The organism is Corallococcus sp. CA049B, from assembly GCF_003611685.1.
Taxonomy (GTDB): Bacteria; Myxococcota; Myxococcia; order Myxococcales; family Myxococcaceae; genus Corallococcus; species Corallococcus coralloides.
In genome coordinates this window covers 23,773-43,710 of sequence record NZ_RAWC01000056.1, presented here as the reverse complement: position 1 = coordinate 43,710, position 19,938 = coordinate 23,773, and the positions used below count along the sequence as shown (strand labels likewise).

The 19,938-nt window shown below is 71.0% G+C and carries 18 protein-coding genes; 7 read left to right on the top strand and 11 right to left on the bottom strand.

The features are described from left to right. Positions 1-2,012, top strand: a 2,012-nt coding sequence (locus D7W82_RS15310; protein ID WP_233587588.1) for a glycoside hydrolase family 15 protein, incomplete at its 5' end; no start/stop codon positions are given. Between the two features lie 7 nt (positions 2,013-2,019). Here D7W82_RS15310 and D7W82_RS15305 read toward each other — a convergent pair. Then, a complete protein-coding gene (locus D7W82_RS15305) occupies positions 2,020-2,274 on the bottom strand; it encodes a hypothetical protein (protein WP_120619067.1) in 255 nt (84 codons plus the stop codon). A 166-nt stretch (positions 2,275-2,440) separates the two neighbouring features. Beyond that, positions 2,441-3,313 (bottom strand): DMT family transporter, encoded by an 873-nt coding sequence (locus D7W82_RS15300; RefSeq protein WP_120619066.1) that lies wholly within the window; start codon positions 3,311-3,313, stop codon positions 2,441-2,443. Positions 3,314-3,691: 378 nt separating this feature from the next. Between D7W82_RS15300 and D7W82_RS15295 the strand changes: the two genes are divergently transcribed. Continuing rightward, on the top strand, positions 3,692-5,662 hold the full coding sequence (locus tag D7W82_RS15295) for a putative metal-binding motif-containing protein (protein ID WP_120619065.1): 1,971 nt from the start codon (positions 3,692-3,694) through the stop codon (positions 5,660-5,662). Between the two features lie 55 nt (positions 5,663-5,717). On the opposite strand, the gene D7W82_RS15290 is transcribed toward D7W82_RS15295, so the two are convergent. Beyond that, entirely contained in the window at positions 5,718-6,722 is a 1,005-nt protein-coding gene (locus D7W82_RS15290; RefSeq protein WP_120619069.1) for a hypothetical protein, read from the bottom strand. 150 nt (positions 6,723-6,872) lie between these two features. Here D7W82_RS15290 and D7W82_RS15285 point away from each other — a divergent pair, with 150 nt between their 5' ends. Next, positions 6,873-8,015, top strand: coding sequence for a hypothetical protein (locus D7W82_RS15285; protein WP_120619064.1), 1,143 nt, complete (start codon positions 6,873-6,875; stop codon positions 8,013-8,015). Next, entirely contained in the window at positions 8,012-8,257 is a 246-nt protein-coding gene (locus D7W82_RS15280) for a hypothetical protein (protein ID WP_120619063.1), read from the top strand. Before D7W82_RS15285 ends, D7W82_RS15280 begins: the two co-directional genes overlap by 4 nt. A gap of 8 nt (positions 8,258-8,265) precedes the next feature. Here D7W82_RS15280 and D7W82_RS15275 read toward each other — a convergent pair whose 3' ends face one another. The 3 genes from D7W82_RS15275 to D7W82_RS15265 form a co-directional block, all read right to left on the bottom strand. Next, positions 8,266-8,664 (bottom strand): amidohydrolase family protein, encoded by a 399-nt coding sequence (locus tag D7W82_RS15275; protein ID WP_120619062.1) that lies wholly within the window; start codon positions 8,662-8,664, stop codon positions 8,266-8,268. Between the two features lie 20 nt (positions 8,665-8,684). Next, entirely contained in the window at positions 8,685-10,634 is a 1,950-nt protein-coding gene (locus D7W82_RS15270) for an FG-GAP-like repeat-containing protein (protein WP_120619061.1), read from the bottom strand. A 138-nt stretch (positions 10,635-10,772) separates the two neighbouring features. Continuing rightward, a complete protein-coding gene (locus D7W82_RS15265) occupies positions 10,773-12,410 on the bottom strand; it encodes a cell wall anchor protein (RefSeq protein ID WP_233587587.1) in 1,638 nt (545 codons plus the stop codon). A gap of 158 nt (positions 12,411-12,568) precedes the next feature. Here D7W82_RS15265 and D7W82_RS15260 point away from each other — a divergent pair, with 158 nt between their 5' ends. Beyond that, the gene (locus tag D7W82_RS15260; RefSeq protein ID WP_120619059.1) at positions 12,569-13,159 is read left to right on the top strand and encodes a DUF938 domain-containing protein; all 591 of its coding nucleotides are present in this window, start codon (positions 12,569-12,571) and stop codon (positions 13,157-13,159) included. 45 nt (positions 13,160-13,204) lie between these two features. Here D7W82_RS15260 and D7W82_RS15255 read toward each other — a convergent pair whose 3' ends face one another. From D7W82_RS15255 to D7W82_RS15245, 3 genes are all read right to left on the bottom strand, one after another. Further along, complete coding sequence (locus D7W82_RS15255; protein WP_120619058.1) at positions 13,205-13,771, bottom strand: hypothetical protein; 567 nt, start codon at positions 13,769-13,771, stop codon at positions 13,205-13,207. 156 nt (positions 13,772-13,927) lie between these two features. After that, on the bottom strand, positions 13,928-14,686 hold the full coding sequence (locus D7W82_RS15250) for a DUF1338 domain-containing protein (protein WP_120619057.1): 759 nt from the start codon (positions 14,684-14,686) through the stop codon (positions 13,928-13,930). A gap of 165 nt (positions 14,687-14,851) precedes the next feature. Next, positions 14,852-16,399, bottom strand: coding sequence for a hypothetical protein (locus tag D7W82_RS15245; protein ID WP_120619056.1), 1,548 nt, complete (start codon positions 16,397-16,399; stop codon positions 14,852-14,854). A 275-nt stretch (positions 16,400-16,674) separates the two neighbouring features. Here D7W82_RS15245 and D7W82_RS15240 point away from each other — a divergent pair, with 275 nt between their 5' ends. Beyond that, positions 16,675-17,253, top strand: coding sequence for a hypothetical protein (locus tag D7W82_RS15240; RefSeq protein ID WP_120619055.1), 579 nt, complete (start codon positions 16,675-16,677; stop codon positions 17,251-17,253). Positions 17,254-17,258: 5 nt separating this feature from the next. Here the strand turns inward: D7W82_RS15240 and D7W82_RS15235 are convergent, their stop codons facing one another. Together D7W82_RS15235 and D7W82_RS15230 are read right to left on the bottom strand one after the other, a co-directional pair. Further along, entirely contained in the window at positions 17,259-18,011 is a 753-nt protein-coding gene (locus D7W82_RS15235) for a ferritin-like domain-containing protein (protein WP_120619054.1), read from the bottom strand. Positions 18,012-18,076: 65 nt separating this feature from the next. After that, positions 18,077-19,000 (bottom strand): AraC family transcriptional regulator, encoded by a 924-nt coding sequence (locus D7W82_RS15230; RefSeq protein WP_120619053.1) that lies wholly within the window; start codon positions 18,998-19,000, stop codon positions 18,077-18,079. Positions 19,001-19,156: 156 nt separating this feature from the next. Between D7W82_RS15230 and D7W82_RS15225 the strand changes: the two genes are divergently transcribed. Further along, entirely contained in the window at positions 19,157-19,897 is a 741-nt protein-coding gene (locus D7W82_RS15225; protein ID WP_120619052.1) for an SDR family oxidoreductase, read from the top strand. The last annotated feature ends 41 nt before the right edge of the window (positions 19,898-19,938 follow it).

The following is a 19,938-nucleotide window of genomic DNA, read 5'->3' as shown; positions in this document are numbered from 1 at the left end:
GGGTGGGGCCGTCCCGCGGGGGTCGCTACTTTGAGGGCGGGAGGTCGCGCTCCTGCCCCGCGACACGCCTGCTCATGGACCTCTACAGCGCCGCCAGGCGGATGGCCCGCCCCTTCCGGTTCACCAACCCGGCGTCCTACCGGGAGATCTCCCTGGCCGCCCGTGGGGTGATTGGTGATGGATGCTCCTGCGCGCTCGTCCGGCCGGACGGTGTCATCGACTGGCTCTGCTTCCCCCGCTTCGACAGCCCGAGCGTCTTCGCGGGCATCCTCGATGACGCGAAGGGCGGCATCACCGGCATCACCCCCGTCGTGTGGCCCTTCGAGAGCCTGCAGCGCTACGACCCGGACACCAACGTCCTGGAGACGCTGTTCCGCTTCGAGCGCAAAGGGGCCATCCGCATCATCGACTACATGCCGTGGACCAACGACCCGCGCTCCACCGTCCACGAGGTGCACCGGCGCATCGAGTGTCTGGAAGGCCCGGTGGAGCTGAACATCGTCTTCGACCCGCGCTTCGGTTACGGGGCGTCGCGGACGCGGGTGGAGCGGGAGGAGCACGGCCTGGTCGCCCGAGGGTCGGGAGGGGAGCGGCTGGTCGCCGTGCTCAGCGGGGAGGCGGAGTGGCGGCCCTGCGAGGCGCTACGCGGCCAACCCTGCCGGGGAGACACGGGCCTCCAGACGCGCATCCGGATGGGGCCGGGCGAGCGGCGCTGGATGATCCTGTCATGGGGCTCCGACCGGCCGGAGCCGCTGGCCGCGTACCGGCCCTTCGACCACCTGCGGGATACGCGCCAGGCCTGGCGCGAGTGGGCGCAACAGCTGCACTACGAAGGGCCGTGGCGGCACCACGTGCTGCGCTCCGCGCTGGCGCTGAAGCTGCTGATGTACGGCCCCACGGGCGCGATGGTGGCCGCGCCCACCACCTCTCTCCCCGAGTGGATTGGAGGGCCTCGCAACTGGGACTACCGCTTCAGCTGGGTCCGCGACTCCGCGATGGCGGTGCGCGCCACCAACCTCCTCGGCTTCCAGCATGAGTCGCGCGAGTTCTTCTACTTCGTGCGCGACACGTTGCAGCGCGGTGAAACGCTTCAGGTGATGTATTCGCTGGACGGTGCCTGCGTGCCGCCGGAGCGGGAGCTGGGCCACCTGTCCGGCTTCCAGGGCTCGCGTCCGGTGCGGCTGGGCAACGACGCGAGGGACCAGTTCCAGTTCGACACCGCGGGCGCGCTGCTCGACGCGGCGTACCTCTACGAGCGCTCCGGCGGGCGGCTGCCGCTGCGCACCTGGAGGCTGCTCCGTTCGGTCATCCAGACCACCGCCCGCCGCTGGCGCGAGCCCGACCACGGCATCTGGGAGCCGCGCCGGGAGATGCGGCACAACGTCCACTCGAAGCTCATGGGGTGGCTGGCCCTGCGCCGGGGGCAGCACCTGGCACGGCTCTTCGGGGAGACGGCGCTGGAGCAGTCCAGTGCCGCCCTGGCGGACGTCATCCGGGCGGACATCCTGCGCAACGGCGTGGATCCGGCGCGCAAGCACTTCGTCGGAGTCTACGGAGGGAACGAGCCGGACGCCGCGCTGCTGCAGCTGCCCATCGTGGGCTGCTTCCGGGGGACGGAGCCGCTCATCCTGAGGACGCTCGACTGGCTGCGCGCGGAGCTGGGCGCGGGCCCGTTCCTGCGCCGGTACCGGATGGATGACGGGGTAGCGGGGCCGGAGGGAGGCTTCATCCTCTGTGGCTTCTGGCTGGCGGAGGCGCTGGCGCTGGCCAATCGCATCCAGGAGGCCGAGGACGTCTTCGTCGCGCACGCGGAGGCGTCGAACCACCTGGGGCTGCTGGCGGAGGAGATCCACCCGCTGACGCGCGAGCAGTTGGGGAACTTCCCACAGGCCTTCAGCCACCTCGGCCTCATCAGCGCCGCCGCGCGCATCGACCGCGCGCTCAGGCTCCGGGACGAAGGGCAGTCGGAGCCCCCGCACCTCCTGGAGCCCGAGCCGCCATCCATCGAGTGACCCTATTTCACAAGCAGACCCACTTGTTGGCGGGGATCTCCTGACAGAAGCACTCGCCAAAGGTGCCATTGGCCCACTGGCAGCCCGTGATGGCCCCCGGAGAACAGCGGCGGGTCTGGAGCGTCTCACAGCTGCTCACGAGCTCGGCGGAGCTCTGACCGGGCTGCACACCGCCCTCGGCGCCGTCCGTCCCTTCCGCGCCACCACAGCCCATTCCGAAGATGGAGACGACGGCGAACATCGCGAACCCACGAAGCAACATGTGACGCTCCTTTTCGCTGGTGAGGCGTTGATGCAACTGCGAATGAAAGGGTTGGTCAAGGTTTGTCTGGAAACCCGCGATGTCATTGAAAAGCTACGCTCGGAGCGGTCTTGACGTCTGGGATTGCGGAGCGGAGCGCCGGGCCCTTGTCGCTGTCCGCGGCGTGTCAGGGTTTCGCCGTCACGGGGCGCTGCTTCGCACGCAGGCTCAGCAGAACGCCCGCCAGCAGCGCGGTGCCACCCAGGAGCAGCCGCTGGGTGAGGGGCTCTCCGAGCAGCAGCACCGCGCCCACCGCCGCGATGACCGGGACGCACAGCTGCACCACCGCCGCGCGCGCGCTGCTCAGGTGGGGCAGCGCTGCGTACCAGAGGCTGTAGCCCACGCCGGAGGCGAGCGCGCCTGACGTGACCGCGAGCAGCAGCCCCTTCGGCGACAGGTGTGGGGCCGCGTCCAGGGCGCGGGCGAACATCACGAGTGCCAGGGCCAGCGGCACGCCGCGCACGAAGTTGCCGGCCGTCGCCGCGAGCGGGTCCGTGCTCCCACGTCCCCGCAGGCTGTAGATGCCCCACGCCACGCCCGCCGCGGCCATGAGCCCCGCGCCGAGCGCATCCGGCGCGCTCGCTCCAGGGAGCGTGAGCCCCGCGAGCCCCGCGAGCGCCACCGCGAGCCCCGCCCACTCGAGCGCGCGCGGACGCTCCCCGCGCGCGAGCCCTGCCGCGAGCATGGTGAGCTGCACACAGCCGAAGAGCAGCAGGGCGCCCACGCCCGCCCCGATGCGCACGTACGCGAAGCTGAAGCCGGCCGCATACACGAAGAGCGCGAGCGCCGAGGCCCAGCTCCCATGCCCTGTCGCACCGCGGCCGCCCCGCCGGAGCCGCAGCAGCAGCGCGAGCACCAGCGCCCCCGACGCAAGCCGCACCAGCGTGAACGAACCCGCGTCGATGCTTCGCGCCGCGCCACCCGAGAGGGCAGCACGGCACAGCAGCGAGTTCGCGGCGAAGCCCAGGAGGGCCAGCAGGGTGAGGAGGGGCGTGCTCACGCGGCCTCGGACATAGCGGGCCGGGTGACGCGCGTCACGTCCCCGGGCCGCACCTCCCGGCTGAAGTGTTCTCTCGCCCCGAGCCGCGGGCCGCACCGCGGGCGCGGCAGGTCCACTCCGGCGCGCTCGAGCTCCAGCACGCGCTCGCGCCACCGCGAGCCGTTGCTTGCCTGCACCCTTCGCGCGTCAGGTGCGCGCATCCTCGCGAAGGTCCCTGCGCACGACGCCGCGAGACTCGACTTCTTGTGTGACGGGAAGATGGCGCCCGCCGTGGCACCGGGCTTGAAACACGCCTTCCGCACGTTGGGGAGCGTGTAGGTGTGGTTTCTCTCCGATGCGCCTTGCCCGGGTCCGGGGCGCGTCCGAAAATGCCGTCCCATGCGTGTAATCCTGATGGCAGTGCTGTGTGCCTCCGTGTTGGCGGGGTGCAAGAAGGACGACTCGAAGGCCGGAGCGCTGAACGTCACCATCGACTACAGCGGCTTCACGCGCGGATGCGTCACGGTGACGGCCACGGACGCGGACAACGCGGGGAACACGAACCGCCTCGACGTGGCGATCCCCGGCAAGACGCCGGGCACCGTGTCGGTGGCGGTGTACCGGAAGAAGGACTGGGGCCGCGTGCTGAGCGTGACGACGCAGCTGCACGAGGTCGACTGTGATGGCCCCGTGGTGGGCGACCCGCAAGAGATGAAGGCTCAGGTTCCCGAGGAAGGCGCGCAGGACGTGACCTTCACCGTGAGGGCCATCGATGGGGATGGGGACGGCTACTTCAGCAGCGCCGACGCGGCAGGCGTCGTCAGCGGCACTGACTGCAATGACGGGGACACCCAAGTGAACCCCAGCGCCACGGAGGTGTGCAACGGGAAGGATGACAACTGCGCCCTCGGGGAGTCGGACGCGAACGACAAGAAGGTCTGGTTCGTGGATGCGGACGGGGACTCCTACGGAAGCTCCCAGGTGGAGGCCTGCACCCAGCCTGCCGGGGCCGTGAACAGAGGGGGGGACTGCAACGACGGCGATGGGCAGGTCCACCCGGATCGGGCGGAGTTCCGCTGCGATGACAAGGATGACAACTGCAATGGCATGAACGACGAGGATTTCGACGTCGGCGATGATTGCAAGGATGAGCTCAAGTGCTCGGGCAAGGTCGCGTGTGCTTCCACGCCGAGCCAGACGTCCTGTGCTCGACTCCCGACTGAGAATCCGGTGGCCTGGTACGTGGACGGCGACGGCGACGGTTCCAAGGGCCAGGACGTGGGGCTGGGCTGTGAGGCCCCCGTGGTTGGCGCTGTGACCCAATCCGAGGACTGCGATGAGAGCTCCGTCTACGTCCGGCCCGGGCTGCCGGAGCTCTGCGACCGGCTGGACAACAACTGCTCCAATGCCGTGGACGAGGGGTGTGACACCCTCGCTTGGACGACGCAAGCGGGCGTTGGAGGAAATGCGGACGTGACGGCCATCGCCCTTTACGACGAGGGGCGGAAGGCGTGGCTGGTCGGTACGGACAAGCTCGTCCATTTCGACAGCACGACCGGCGAGACGACGCCGTTTACGAAACCTTCCTGCAAGGGGAAATGGAAGGCGGTGTGGGCGTCCGCGAGCGGGCGCGTCTTCGCCGTCGGGGAGGCAGGGCGGATGACGACCCGGGGCCCCGGCACCTCCGATCTGGAGTGTTACACTCCCACCGCGCCCGGCTCAAACGCTCAGACGACGCTGTATGGCATCACAGGTATCGCGCAGCCCACAGAACCCACGGTCTATGTGGTCTCGAACCAGGGCAAGACCTTCAAATGGAAAGAGCCCTACAACAATCTCAGCGTGGATCTGACTGAGTTCGGCACTGTTCCCGACAACCTTCGTGCGGTCTCGAGCGCCGGGTCCGAGGACACCTTGCTGGCCGTGGGCGGGGATGGCAGTAACAAGGCAGTTGCCTACCGTTATGACACGGCAAGCGCCTCGTGGCAGCCGGACCTCCAGGGTGGAGCCTTCGACGGACAGCTCAGGGGCGTCCATGTCACGGATGGCCGCTTCGCCTACGCGGCAGGCGAGAATGGACTGGTCCTCAAGAGGAGTGGAGGCGCCTGGACCCCGCTGCCTACCGTCTACGAATCCAATGGAACCACGAAGGCCGGCATCCGGGGCGTCCTTGCCTTCAGTGAGAAGGGCATCTACGTCGCCACCAGTGAGGGGAGGATCCTGTTCTACGACGGAGCTGCGTGGACCACCGCGTATCCAGGGGGAACCCCGCTGTCCTCGCTGGATGGCCCTTCACCCACCCGCATCGTGGCCGCGGGCGAGGGTGGCACCGTCGTGAGCTTCACGGCTCCCCCGCCGCCGGTGCCCTGAGCCACCCGAGACCGGAGCACCGGCCCCGGAGGTCGGCGCTCCCGGCCTCCGGGGCTCAATCCCGGGCCTTGCGGCCGCGCAAGAGCCGCAGCGTGGCGAGGAGCCCCAGCAGCGTCAGGCCCCCTCCGGCCTGGGTGCAGCCGTTCTTGGACGGGCTCTGGAGGGGATCCTCGTCCACGGGGTCTCCGACAACGCCCGTGCCCCCGTCGGCGCAGCCCGCGGCCATGCACCGCGTGGGGCAGCGGAGCTCGAAGTCCACGCTCAGCGGTGGCAGCGTGAGGTCCGCGTGCTCCAGCGTTCCCTGGAGCGTGGCCTGATGACGTCCAGGCGTGAGGCCCATGTCGGGCGGCGGCGGGTTGTACGCCTGGCAGACCGTGTAGAGGGACAGCAGCTGCCGCCTGTACTCGTACTTGTGGCTGTCCGGGTTGTCCTCGCCCGTCGAGGTCAACCCGTGGTGATTGGCGAACGACCAGGGCTGCCCGTCCACCTCCACCGCCCAGTGCACCCAGGGCAGGAACGGCACCAGCTCCGGTGACGGGGTGAAGCGCAGCGTGGTGGCCTCGCCTTCCTGCGGGCTTCCGCAGTTCGAGTCTCCGAACACGGGGAACACCCCCTGGCTCGGTGTGTCCACGCTCAGCGTGCCCAGGGTCGTGGGCAGGGGCAGCTCCGGGCCCGCGGTGAAGGTCGCGGACTGCGTCTGCGTGTCCCGGTACTGGCAGAGGCCCTTCGCCTCGATGCGGTACTGCGTGCCCGGCACGAGCGGCGCCTTCGGGACCACGACCTGCGTCCTCCGTTCGCCACTCGCCAGCGTGAAGGGCACCGGCGTGCCATCCGACTGGAGCAGCCGGAGCGTGGAGACGTCCGTGTTCTCCAGGAGCGGCGGCACCACCACCAGCCCGGGGACGTTCGAGGGAACCGTGCCGCCGTCCTCGGGGAGCGGGAAGCGGACGTCGACGAGGCAGTTGGGCGCGACGCACGCCTCCGCGGAGGGAGGCGCGAGCGCCCCCAGCCCCAGGAGGAACATCCCCACCGCGCCCCATGTCCAGGTGTGTCCGTGCATTTGCTTCATCAGACACGGGAGCCCGGGACGTTGGGACATTTCCAGGGGGTAGCGCGTTCCGGACGGGACCGCGACCGTTCAATGCTCGGGGCCGACCGTCCGGCCCGAGGCGCCACGCCGCGGCCCCGCCCGCGACGGAGACTGCCGCGCATGCGACGCAAACTCGTGCTGCTGGTGCTGGCCGTGGCGGTGTGGCTGCCAGCGCTCCACCTCCTGTTCCGGCCTCGCGACCGGGAAGCGCTGACGGCGGCGCTGGCCCTCCGCCAACGCGCGTTCTCGCTCCAGGAGTCGAGCGCGGAGCGCGACGTGCTCCACCACACGAACCCGGAGTGGGACCTGATGGTTCGCACCTTCTCCGTGCTGTCGTTCGCGAACCTCGCGCTGTCGGAGCCCGCGCGAAGGGCGGAGCACCTGGCCGTCGTGGACGTGCTCATCGCCCGGACGCTGCGAGACGAACGGCGGGCGCACGAGGCCTTCTTCCTGCCCTACGTGCACGCGGGCCCCTTCAAGGACCCGGCAGGGCGCAGCCTCTTCGTGGACGGCGAGCTGGCGTTGATGCTCGCCGCGCGCCAGATGGTGGAGGCACGCGCGGACTACACGCCGCTCCTTCGCGAGCGTGTGGACCTCATCGCCGGACAGCTGGAGCGCGCGCCGGTGCTCGCGGCGGAGAGCTATCCGGACGAGGGCTGGACCTTCTGCAACACGGTGGCGCTCGCGGCGCTGCGCCTGTCGGACCGGGTGGACGGGCGGGACCATCGCGCGCTCCTGCGCCGGTGGGTGGCCTCCGCGCGGGAGAACCTGTCCGACAGTTGGACCGGCCTGCTCGTGTCCAGCTTCACCTACGACGGCGTGACGAAGGACGGGCCGGAGGGCTCCACGCTGTGGCTCGCGGCGCACATGCTCCAGGTGGTGGACGTGGACTTCGCGAGCGACCAGTACCAGCGGGCCCGCGCCGCGCTCCTGGGACAGGCGCTGGGCTTCGCGTGGGCAGGGGAGTGGCCAGAGGCGGCGGAGGCGGTGCAGGACCTCGACTCCGGCCCCACGATTCCGTGGGTGAACGCGAACGCGGGCTCCAGCGGGCTCGCGCTCGTGGGGGCGGCGGCGTTCGACGACGAAGCGGCGCTGGACGGGCTGCTCACGAGCCTCCACTTCGCGGCCTTCCCGGTGCACGACGACACCGGCGCGCGCTTCGCGGCGGGCAATCCGCTCGCGGACGCGGTGCTGCTGTACGCGCTCGTCGAAGGACCTCTCTGGCGCCTCGCGCGGGCGCCGTACCTGGAGGCGCACCGATGATGCGACACCCGTTTGTCCTTGCCGCGCTGGGCCTCGGCGCGCTCTTCCTGGCGCTGCACCTGGGCGGAGGCCGTGAGTCCGTGGGCGTGCTGTCCGGGACCGTCGTGGGCGGTCCCTGGAGCATGGGCTTCGGAGTCCTCTACGCGCTGGCCTGGTTCGGCGCGGTGCTGGCCGCGCCGGTGCTGCTGCTGGCGGGGCTCGCGGACGTCCTGCTCGGCCGCGTCCTCCGTGCGAGGCGTTGAGCGCCGCTTCAGCGCGGGTACAGGGTGCCGCCCTTCATCACCCACCGCACCTTGCGCACGGCGCGGATGTCCTGCGTGGGATCGCCCTCCACGGCGACGAGGTCCGCGAAGAGCCCGGCCTTCACCTGCCCGACGCGGTCCTCCCAGTGCAGCATCCGCGCGTTGCCGGAGGTGGCCGCCTGGAGCGCCTGCGCGGGCGTCACCCCGCTGGCCACCAGCAGCTCCAGCTCGCGCGCGTTCTCCCCGTGCGCGAAGACGCCCGAGTCCCCACCCACGCACAGGGGCACGCCCGCCGCCAGCGTGGGGCACAGGAACACGCCCCGCTGGGCCATCAGCTTCCAGACCTCCGGCGTGCCCGCGTCGCCGTGCTCGATGCTCTCCGCTCCGGTCAGCACCGCGCGCTTCATGCCCTTTCCGCGTGCTGGCGTTACGGCGCCAGCGCGCGGAACACCTTGGTGTCGCCGTCGTAGTTGCCGGGGTTCCAGTACACCTTGTCCGCGCCGTCCCGGCCGTCGATGTCCGCGAAGAAGAAGTCCGTGTTCTCCGAGTTGCTGAAGCCCGTGTTGTCCATCACCGGGCTGCCCGCGAAGTTGGCGCCGGTGCTCGGGTAGATCTGCATCCGGCCCTCGCGGAAGCCGGGCCGCCAGAAGACCTTGTCCGCCTTGCCGTCGCCGTCCACGTCCGCGAAGTAGAAGCGGGACGTGTCCACGCCGCTGGTGCCTGACTCGTGCAGGAAGAACAGCGCGAACGCCCCTGCGCCGGTGGAGCGGTACACGCGCGTGCGGCCCCCTTCCTGAGCCGGATTCCAGAGGATGCGGTCCGCCTTGCCGTCGCCGTCCACGTCAGCGAAGGAAACGCGGGTGCCAGCGCTCGTGTTCGCTCCCGTCGTGCTCGTCACCGCGGCGCCGAAGGACACCGTGCCGTTGCACTTCGACACGAAGGTGTCGAAGGCGCCGGACTTCTGCGTGGGATTCCAGCGCACCAGGTCCGCGCACCCGTCGCCGGTGATGTCCGCGAAGAAGAAGCGCGTGGCGTCGCTGGTGCTCGCCGCCTGGGTGACGGCCACGCGGTCGCCGAAGGTGCCGTCGCACTTCGCGGGGTAGATGCGCACCTCGCCGTCCCCCAGGTTGGGCCGCCACAGGACCTTGTCCGCGCACCCGTCGCCGGTGACGTCCGCGAAGAAGAAGCGCGTGGTGGCGACACCGCTCGTCGCGCCCGTGTTCTTCACCGCCGGGGCGAAGCCGCCGTCGCACTTCGACTTCGCCACCCACGTCTCGCCTTCGCCCACCGCATGGTTCCAGGTGATGCGGTCCGCGCAGCCGTCACCGGTGACGTCCGCGAAGAACAGCTGCGTGCTGGTGGACGTGCCGCTGGGTGTCGGGGAGAGGGTGGAGCCCGCCGTGAAGATGGACGGGCGAATGGTGGCGAGCACCGGGTAGTGGTCCGACGGCGTGAGGCCGCCGCTCTCCGTCCGGTCGATGGCGGGCGCGGACGAGGTGAGCGCGCCCCCGTTGTGGAAGATGTAGTCCAGCCGCTGGTACTTCGTGGACGTGGAGCCGCTCCACGCGTTGTTGAACGTGGCGTCATCCACGCCCGTCACGCCGTCGAAGCGCGCGGTGCGGAACAGCCGGGCCCCGCTCTCCAAGTCCGCGAGGGTCGTCTCCCCCGGCGTGGACTGGCCCTGCGCGTCGGAGTTGAAGTCCCCCATGGCGATGACCGGCAGGCCCCCGGGCTTCGTGGCCAGGAACGACGCCATCTGCTCGGCTTCCTTGAGCCGTCCCAGTGAGCACGCCGCCGCGTAGGCGAAGTGCGTGTTGGCCACGAAGTACACCTGGCCGGAGGCCAGGTCGCGCAAGCCCACCCAGGCAATCTTCTTGCCCTCCGCGTGGCTGAAGCACGTATCGCTGGAGGCGTAGGGGTTCACGAGCGCCTCGTTGCCCTGGCCAACCTCCGGGGCGATCCCGAAGCGGCTCTTCTTGAAGAAGATGAGCTTCGGGCTGCCACCGCCCGGGTTGTAGACGCCGTAGGGCTTGTCCGCGCCCGTCAGCCCCGCGATGAGGTCCGCGGGGATGCTGGGTCCGCCCGAGGGCGCCTGGGCCTCCTGCACGCCGACGATGTCCGCGTTGTTCGCGAGGATGCGCTGGAGGACCGCCGCCTTGCGGTTGGGCCACGCGCGCACGCCCGTGTCCAGGGGACCGCGCACGTTGTACGTCATCACCCGGAACGCCTGGTGGCCCGTCGTCGCCAACGCTCGCGCCTGTCCGGGCAGCACGTCAGGGGAGGGCGGCGCGCTCCCGTCCGGCCCACAGGCCAGCAGCGGAGTGAACACCGAGAGCAGCGCGGCGGCGCGCGCGAGACGGGGACGGAAGTATCGCATGGTTGCGATTATACATGTAAAACTGGAAATAACTTAAAATCCGCCAATGTGCCGTCGCGGCGTGGATGGCTCACGGCGCACGAAGGCCGCGCCCGGCGCGGGAGCTGGACGCGGCCTGGTCATGACTGCGATTGCGGGCTACTGGCGCACGACGCGCTTGAGCCGGAAGGGCGAGGGCGACTCGCTCATCGTGTAATAGGCCGTGCCGGTCGGGTCGTACTCGATGGCCTCACCCTGGCCCTCCACGGTGTCCGTCAGGGAGACGGGCGCGGCGGCGAACGCGGTCTCGAAGGCCGCGCCCGTGGCGGCGCGGAACTCATACACCTTGCGGTAGGTGCGCAGCAGGAAGCGGTTGGCGCACGGGTGGATGGCGCCGGACGTGGCGGCGCCGTAGTTGGTGTCCGTGGTGGTGGGCAGCGGGAGGTTGGCCACGAACACGAGCGTGCTCAGGGTGCCCGGCGTGGGGAGCGGCTGGGGGAACTTGTAGACCTTGCTCGCGCCCGAGTAGGACTTGGTGACGACGTAGATGTCGCCCGTGGTGGGGTGGACCATGAGGGTCTCCGCGTCCTTGGGCGTGTCCGGGTACTGGAAGGGGAAGGCCTCGGCGGTGAGGTTCCCGCTCGTCTGGCCCGCGCCGATGTCGGGCTCCGGGATGCGGTAGACGGCGAAGGTGGACGGCGGCGTGGGGAAGTTGGCGCTCGAGCGGCCGATGTCGCCCATGTAGATGCACTGGCCGGCGGGGCACGGGCCGGTGGCGACGTCCTCCCAGTCCGCGGGCGTCACGTTGGACACGGTGAAGGTGCCCTTCGTGCTCGCGTCCGCGGTGCTGATGGCGACGATGGCGGTGGTGTCCTCGTTGTGCGCGTAGAGGACGCCCGGCGTGAGGCGGCTGGCGGCGATGCCGGACGGCTCCACCAGCGCGGTGGCCGTCACGGTGCCCTGGGTGGTGTACGCGGTGGAGAAGGTGTCCCCCACGGAGCAGGAGGCGGAGGCGTTGGCCGCGCGCAGCGCCACCACCTGCGCGGTGTTCGTCTCCGCGTACGGGGACGAACCGTTGAACGAACCCTGCGCGCCCGCGGCGCCCAGGTCCTTGTGGGCCACGTTGTAGATGACGCCCGTGGACGAGGACACGAGGCAGGTGTCCACGGGCTCGGTGAAGCCCGCGGGCGGGACGATGGGGCTCGCCGGGCACGCGGCGCCGGTCCACAGCTGCGAGCCGAACCACACCGCGACGCCGTTGGCGGTGCTGGTGGAGAGGGCGGGCGTGTTGAAGCTGGAGGTGAGGCCGTTCTTCTGGCCCGTCTGCGCGTCGATGGGGTTGGCCGTGTCCACGCCGGAGAACGCGGAGATGCTGCCGGCCATGTAGCTGGCGATGTCGATGGTGAACGCGTACGTGGACGGCTCGGACGCGGTGGCGACCTTGTAGAAGATCCACGCCTTGAGCTGCGACGCGCTCTGGTCCGAGCGCACCAGCGTCCAGCCCGCGGGCGGCGTCGCCACCGCGGCCACGTTGTTGCGGTTGATGATGCGCGCCAGCAGCACGTCACCCACCGCCGTGCCCGTGGGCTTCGCGATGCTCAACGACGTGCGCGTGCTGCCGCCCGCCGTGGCGCTGCTCCGGTACGCGATGGTGGACACCGCCTGCCGGGCCGTCGCGACCTCCTGCTCGGGGAGGGAGGGAGCCTCCGCTCCCTGCGGCCCGCAGCCTGCGAGCGCGAGCAGAGACACCGAGCACAGCATGCGTGAAACATTCCGGTTGAAGAACGTCAAGGTCACTCCTGCCTGGGGGATGAGGCGAGTTGAAGCAGGAGGTTTTCGGCAGGACCCGGAAAGTGTTGCGGATTCCGTGCGGGGGGAGTCGTTGGTTTGACTGTGATTGCAAACTTCCGCGAGAGGCCTTTCCTCGCGTGCGCGGGTGTGGAAGAGGGGAGGACATGAAGCGTCACGCCCCGGCCACCGAACGCAACCGCGAACCGCTCCTCGCCGTCCTCCGGGAGGTGCTGCCCACGGAGGGCACGTTGCTGGAGGTGGCGAGCGGCACCGGCCAGCACGCGGCCTTCTTCGCGAAGGCCTTCCCGGGGCTGACCTGGCAGCCGACGGATGGCGACCCGGCGGCGCTGGAGAGCATCGACGCGTGGCGCGTGGAGGACGGGCTGGCCAACGTCCTGCCCGCGCGCCTGCTGGACGCGAGCTCGGACGCCTGGCCGGTGGAGCACGCGGACGCCATGCTCTGCGTGAACATGATCCACATCGCGCCGTGGGCGGCCTGCCAGGGATTGATGCGGGGCGCGGCGCGGGTGCTGCGTCCGGGCGGGCGGCTGGTGCTGTACGGCCCCTACTTCGTGGAGGGGAAGGAGACCGCGCCGAGCAACCTCGCCTTCGACGAATCGCTCCGCGCGCGCGACCCGTCCTGGGGCGTGCGCGAGCTGGGCGTGGTGACCGCCGAGGCCGCGCGCCACGGGCTCCAGCGCGAGCGCGTGGTGGAGATGCCGAGCCACAACCTCACGGTGGTGTTCCGCCGGTAGGGCCTCCACCGGGACGGCGTTCGTCACGCCGTCCCGGCGCGCGGGCTACAAGCCGGGGCAGTGGCCGCCCTGCATCTGACGCGCGGTCTCGTGGACCTCGTCGATGAGCTGGCGCTTCTGCATGGGGTCCTGCGCGGAGTAGGTGATGGTGATGCCCTCCGGCGTGTCCTGGGCCACGACCGTGGAGAGGACGGTGGGCGCCCCGGCCATGCCCTGGTTGCCGCCTCCGCCGGTCCCGCTCTCGTCGCGGCCCGACTGTATCTCCGTGGGGCTGTCGCCCAGGTCCTCCGCCTGCGCCAGGTCCATGGGCCTCTCCGCGTTGGTGCGCTTGGCCTGCTCGTTCAGCAGCCGCCGGGCGCGCGTCTGGAGGTCCGCCACCTGTGACGGGTCGGACGTGGTGAACATGAGCGCCACGCCGTTGGACGTGTCCTGCGTGTGGACCTGCGCGCCCGGGACCGACATGGGGCAGCGCTGGTCCCCCGTGGACGACATCTCGGTGGCGGACATCGGCTGCTTGGACTCCTCCTTGTGCATCCCCTTCTTGGAGCAACCCGCGGAGAAACAAAGCGCCGCGGTCGCGGCGAGCATCAGCGGCAGTCGGGACATGGGCATGGTGTGCCTCCTCTGTCGTGGGTTCGTCGTGCGGCAAGGTGGAGAGGCGTCCCAGCCCTCGCAACACGTGCTCCGCGCTGCCTTGCCCGAAGGCCCCACCCCGGGGATGGACAGCTGCATCGCGGAGCGGACACGCTCCTCCCAGGGCCGCGAGCCTCAGCCCCGCTTCGTCATGTCGAACAGCGCGCGGGCCTGCGGCCCCAGGAACCCGTCAAACCCTCCCGAGCGCTGGGCGATTTCGAAGTACGCATACGGCCACGAGCGCGTGCCCCCGCCCCGGAGCGTCAGGGGCAGCGGGGCCGCGTGCGTGGCCGTCTGCCGGAGCGAAGTGCCGGGCGCGCCCTCGATGTCCGCCTTCATGGGCACGCCCGCCTCGCGCATGCGCCGCTGCCACGCCTCCACGTCGTCCACCGCGCCGGTGAAGTGATTCACCTTGCGGCCAAAGGCCAGCAGCCACGCGCCGTACTGCGTCTCCTTCTCCAGCTCCAGCAGCGCGGCTTCGTCCGGAGGCGGCGGCGCCGTGAACCACGCCGCGAGCGACTCCACGTCTTCCGGCGGCGGCGGATCCACCGGCAGCGCGGCGAGCAGCTCGCGGGCGCGGGGCGACAGCTCCTCCTGCTTCAGCTCGGACAGGAAGACGCGCGGCAAGCCGTCCGGATGCGACAGGTAGATGGCGGACAGGTGCGCGTCCGGGAACGTGTACGCGCCGGCCGGCTTCCACCCGAGCCGCTCGAACACGCGGGAGAAGAGGGCGATGCCCCCCTCCGGCCGCGCGAGGGTGCGGAACGCGACGTGGTCGTTGCGGAAGTGTCCCCCGGACAGCGTCACGAAGGTGCGCGCGAAGGGGACTTCGGAGGCGTAGCGCTCCCACAGCAGGTCCAGGAGCCGCGAGGCGTCGGAAGCGGAGGTCGTCATGCCCGGCAGTCTACGCCGCGCTCCCTGGGGCTTAGGGCCCGTCTGCGGCGACTCCGTGTGTTGCGACGGGGAGACGCCGTCCAGCTGCCCGCAGGACTGCCCCCACCGGTCTGACTTCTGCTACGTGTCGCCGGGGTACTGAGCCCGTGGGGCGCGCGGGTGGCTTCAGCGCAGCTCCACCGTGAGCCCGCCGAAGGTCATCGCCTCCAGGTGACCGTCGTCTCCGGAGTGCGTCATCGGCGCCTCCGCGAGCCCCACCGCCACCAGCGAGTCCCCGTCCGCGTCCACGCCCAGCAGGTGGTAATGGCGGCCCTGTCCCTCGGGGCCGGGCCGCCGCGTGCGCACCGTCTGGCCGTCGGTGGACGCGAGCGCGAGCAGGGCCCCGGAGCCGCGCGAGATGCTCATCCCGCCGTACCACCGGTCCCAGCCGGACGCGCCCACGGCGGCCAGTCCCGCCTCCGTCCAGCGCAGCGCGGAGAAGTGGTCCGCGCGGCCCGTGTCCACTCGGTGCTCGAAGCGCAGGGCGCCCGAGTCGAGCGACAGCACGCCCAGGTAACCGTCGTAGGGCGTCATCCGGTCCTGCGCGCCCGGCGAGGACGGGTACCAGGCGATGGCGCCATCCGAGCCCTCTGTCACCACGGTGCCCGCGAGCGCCACCTCGCCGCCGCGCACCGCCATGTCGAAGACGACGAACTCCGCCGCCCGGGCGGGGACGAAGACGTGCGTCCCGATGCGCGTCCCCACGGGCGTGAAGGCCGTCACGGCGAAGGGCTGCCGTTGGGTGTCCGCGGGCGTGGTGACGTCGTCGCCGGAGCGGCAGTGCACGGAGGTGAAGTCGTTGAACGTGCGGCTGGAGGCCAGGCAGCGGGAGCTGTTCCACGTGCGGCCCACCACCAGCTGGCCGTCCGGGTCCACCGCGAGCAGCGGCCGGAGCGGGGCCTCGCGCCAGCGGAACTCGTCGTAGGCCCAGGCGGCCGGCTGCGTGGAGTGGCGCCCGTCGACGACGCGGGTCCACTGCTCGGTGTAGCGCCCGTCCATCCACTGGAGCGTCATCAGGCCTGACGCCAGGTCCTGGGGGGCGGGCCCGCCCTCCGGAATGGCCACGAGCGACAGGAAGGCCACGGCCACGTCCTCGCCGCGCGCCTCCGTGCGCAGCCAGCCGTCGGTGAGGGCGTGGACCCAGGGAGACTTCATGCGGAACGCGGGGGAGGGCAGGGTGTCTCCCAGGTCCGCGCCGGGCACCGTCGCGGGCGCGGGCAGGGCCTGCCGGGACAGCAGTTGGCCATCGGCGGACAGGCGCACCAGGTCGTAGGCCTCCGCGGTCGCGCCGGTGCGCTCGACGCCCAGGGTGACCTCTCCGGACGGGTGCACGGTGAAGTCGCTCAGGTGGTCACCGGCCGCGGCGTCGAACCGCCACGGTCGCGCGCCGCCCTGCGCGGACACGGTGAGCCGGCGGGTGTCCCGTCCCTCCGCGTCCCGCGTCGTCTCCAGCACGAAGGTGCGTCCAGCGGCCCGCCGCACCTTGAGGCCTCCGAAGTCCCCGCGCGGCTGCGTCTGGGAGGTCAGCGTGCCCTGCTCGAACGCCCGGGTGAGCCCGGGCACCGCGCAGTCCGAGCCCTCACACGGGGATGCAGGCCCGTCCGTCCCGTGGCAGGCGGCGGCGCCCCACGACAGCAGGGCGCCCAGCAGGTACCGCGTCCGGCGGAGGTCCATGACTCGCATGCCTCCTCATACGGAGGCACGCGGCCCGGCGGGTCGTGCGCGCCGGGCCGGGCCAGGCCTCCACGGCCCTCCGGATGGGATGAAGGCCATGTCCCATCCGCCGCGCGTCGTGCTGCCGCGCCTGCTGCGCTTCGTCCTGCCTCCTGCTGGAAGAACTCCCCAGGGGCAGGGGCGAGTGCGGATGGCGGCGAGCCGACGTGCACCTTCGACGTGCCGGAGGCGGAGGCCGCCGAGGAGTGACGCGGTGGGACTGGTAGGCTCCAGCCATGGGCGTCCACGACTACCGATGCAGTGTCTGCGGTCCCCCCTCGTCATTCGAGTGCGGTGAGAAGACCGGCAAGGAGTGCGAGGAGGAGGGCTTCGGCAACGACGAGGCCCTCCTGGACCTGTTCTTCTTCGCCGCCGACGAGGCGCCGGAGGACGCGGACGCCTTCGAGGAGGCCCGGAGCCGCGCCCGCCGCACGCGGACGCAGGCCTTCGGCTACGACTGGGGCGAGTGGGAGTTCGTCCCCAGCCTCAACTACCGGCAGCTGCTCATGGACGACGATGACGCCACGGGCGTCTGGCGCATCGAGCCGTACGAAGAGGACATGGGTGACGGCAGCCCTGTCTCGCTGGAGATTCCAGAGGGCGAGCGCGTCTGGGTGGTCAACTACTGCCCTGTCTGCCATCCGCTGTTCGCCGAAGGCAAGACACCCCAGGACGAGCCCTGTCTGGAATACCTCCGGGCCGTGGCCGAGAACCTGGACCTGGACTTCGACGGGGTGAAGGGCAGCGCGGACAAGCCGGCCTTCATCGCCACCGTGCGGGAGCGCGTCGCCCGGAGGCGGCCCGTGTCCCGCTGAACGCCTCAGCTGGCGGAGGCCCGCGCGTCGGTGACGCGGAGGTCGTCCGGCAGGTTGGCGACCCAGGTGGTGACCTCTTCCAGGTGGAGCGTCTCCTCGCGCAGGACGTCGCGGAAGGCGCCCACCAGGTCGGGCGGTCCCAGCTCCTGGGCCAGGTCCACGAGCATCGCCCAGCCGGCGTTGTTGAGGATTTCGGAGATGAGGACCGCGCGCAGCGCGTCCGGGAGCGTGGCGCACGGGTCGTCCACGGCCCGCAGCAGCCCATGGGGGCGCGGATCCGCGCCGTCCCCGTGCGCCATCAGCTGGGGCGCGTCCACGCCGAGCCGGTAGATGCACTCGCGGATGAGGTTCAGGTGGTCCAGCTCCTGGTTGTGCAGCTCCACCAGCCGCTCCGGCGTGGGGCCTCCCGGGTAGCTGCCCAGGGCATGGGTCTTCACCAGCAGGCCCGCGTAGAGCCGGGAGCTGGTCCGCTCGAAGGCGAGCCGCTCCCGCAGCTGGGCGACGAAGAGCAGGTGCGTGGCGCCCTCCACGGTCTGGAGCGCGTGGCCCATCACCTCCTGGAAGTCCGGCAGGTGCAGCTCGCCCAGGTGTCCCGCGATGCGCATGAGGTGCACCCGCAGGAACCGCACGGCGCTGCCCGAGGGGGGCAGGGCGGGGTCCCGGAGCGGCTCCTCGCGGGCCACCAGCTCCAGCTCTTCGGCGGTGAGCTGTGCCGCCACGTGCTTCAGTCCCCAGTCTCCGACTTCGCCAGATGACATCGCGCCCCTCCTGAGGGGGGCACAACGTGGAAACGACGTGCCGGGTCGGCCATCGTCCCTGGGGACTAGCGCGCCGCGGCCGGAGCGGAGGCGAGGGACCCCCGCAGCCTCGCGATGTCACGCGAAGGTGGTGCACCGAACATCCTGCTGTACTCGCGGCTGAACTGGGACGGGCTCTCGTAGCCCACCGAGTGTCCGGCCATGGCCGCGTCCATGGCCTGCGCCAGCATCAGGCGGCGGGCCTCCTGGAGCCGCAGCTGCTTCTGGTACTGCAGCGGGCTCATGGCGGTGACGGACTTGAAGTGGTGGTGGAGCGCGGACGGGCTCATGTGGACGGCGCGCGCCAGCCGCTCGATGCGCAGCGGCGCGGCGTAGTGTTCCTTGAGCCAGTGGATGGCGCGCGTGACGGACTCGCGGCGGCTGTCCGCCACGGCGATGCGCCGCAGCCGTTCGGAGTTCTCGCCGGACAGCAGGCGGTAGAGGATTTCGCGGATGACGAGCGGCGCGAGCACGGGGATGTCGCGCGGCGTGTCCAGAAGCCGCACCAGCCGCGACGTCGCGTCCAGCAGCGGCGCGCCCACGGGCCCGAGCGCCAGGCCCCGGACCCTGTCGATGGGGCCGGGCGCCTCCAGCGCCGCCTCCATCATCAGGCTGCCCAGCTGTCCCGGCTCCAGGTCCAACCGGAAGCAGAGGTAGGGCGCGTCGGGCGAGGCCTCCACCACCTGCCCCGTGACGGGCAGGTCCACGGACGCGACGAGGCACTGGTCCGGGCCATAGACATACAGCTCGTCGCCCAGGAGCACCTGCTTGCGGCCCCGCGCCACGATGCACAGCGCCGGCTCTTGCAGCGCGTGCAGGGGCGTGGAGGGCTGGGAGGCGCGGATGAGCACCATGCGGGGGATGGCGGTGGCATGGATGCCGTCCGCGGGCGTGTGGCGCTCCAGGAGCGTCGCCAGCTCGGACAGGTGCGGGCTCAGGTCGGTCGGCATGCGCGTCCGTTCTAACTCCTGCCGGGGAGGGGCGCTCGTGCAGGAATGGGCAAGAGTCCGCGAGCATCCGGATACCGCCGTCGCCACGCTCCTTGAGAGGGTGCGGTCATCCCCGGCGCCCTTTCCGCGCCGGGCCCACGAGCGAGGACGAAAGCGATGACGACGGACATCCAGGGCAAGGTGGTGGCCATCACGGGCGCGAGCAGCGGCATTGGCGAGGCGACAGCCCGCCTGCTCGCCAGCCAGGGGGCGAAGGTGGTGCTGGGCGCGCGCCGGACGGACCGGCTGGAGGCGCTGACGGGCGAGCTGAGGACGAAGGGCGGCGAGGTGCGCTACCGGCCGCTGGACGTGACGAAGCGCGAGGACGTGGAGGGCTTCGTGGCCTTCACGCTGAAGGAGTTCGGGCGGCTGGACGTGCTCATCAACAACGCGGGGGTGATGCCGCTGTCCAAGCTGGAGGAGCTGAAGGTGGACGAGTGGAACCGGATGATCGACGTGAACATCCGGGGCGTGCTGCACGGCATCGCCGCGGGGCTGCCGGTGATGAAGCGCCAGAAGTCGGGGCAGTTCATCAACCTGTCTTCCATTGGCGGGCACGCGGTGAGCCCGACGGCGGCGGTGTACTGCGCCACGAAGTTCGCGGTGATGGCCCTCTCCGAAGGGCTGCGTCAGGAGGTGGGCGCGGACATCCGGGTGACGGTGATTTCGCCCGGAGTCACCCAGTCGGAGCTGGCGGACACCATCAGCGACCCGGCGTCGCGCGAGTACATGCGCGAGTTCCGCAAGGACGCCATTCCGGCGGACGCCATCGCCCGTGCCATCCGCTACGCCATCAGCCAGCCCGCGGACGTGGACGTGAGCGAGATCATCATCCGCCCCACGTCGAGCCCGTACTGAGAAGCGATGGCCACGTCTGGACCCACGCCGCGGTCCCGGGA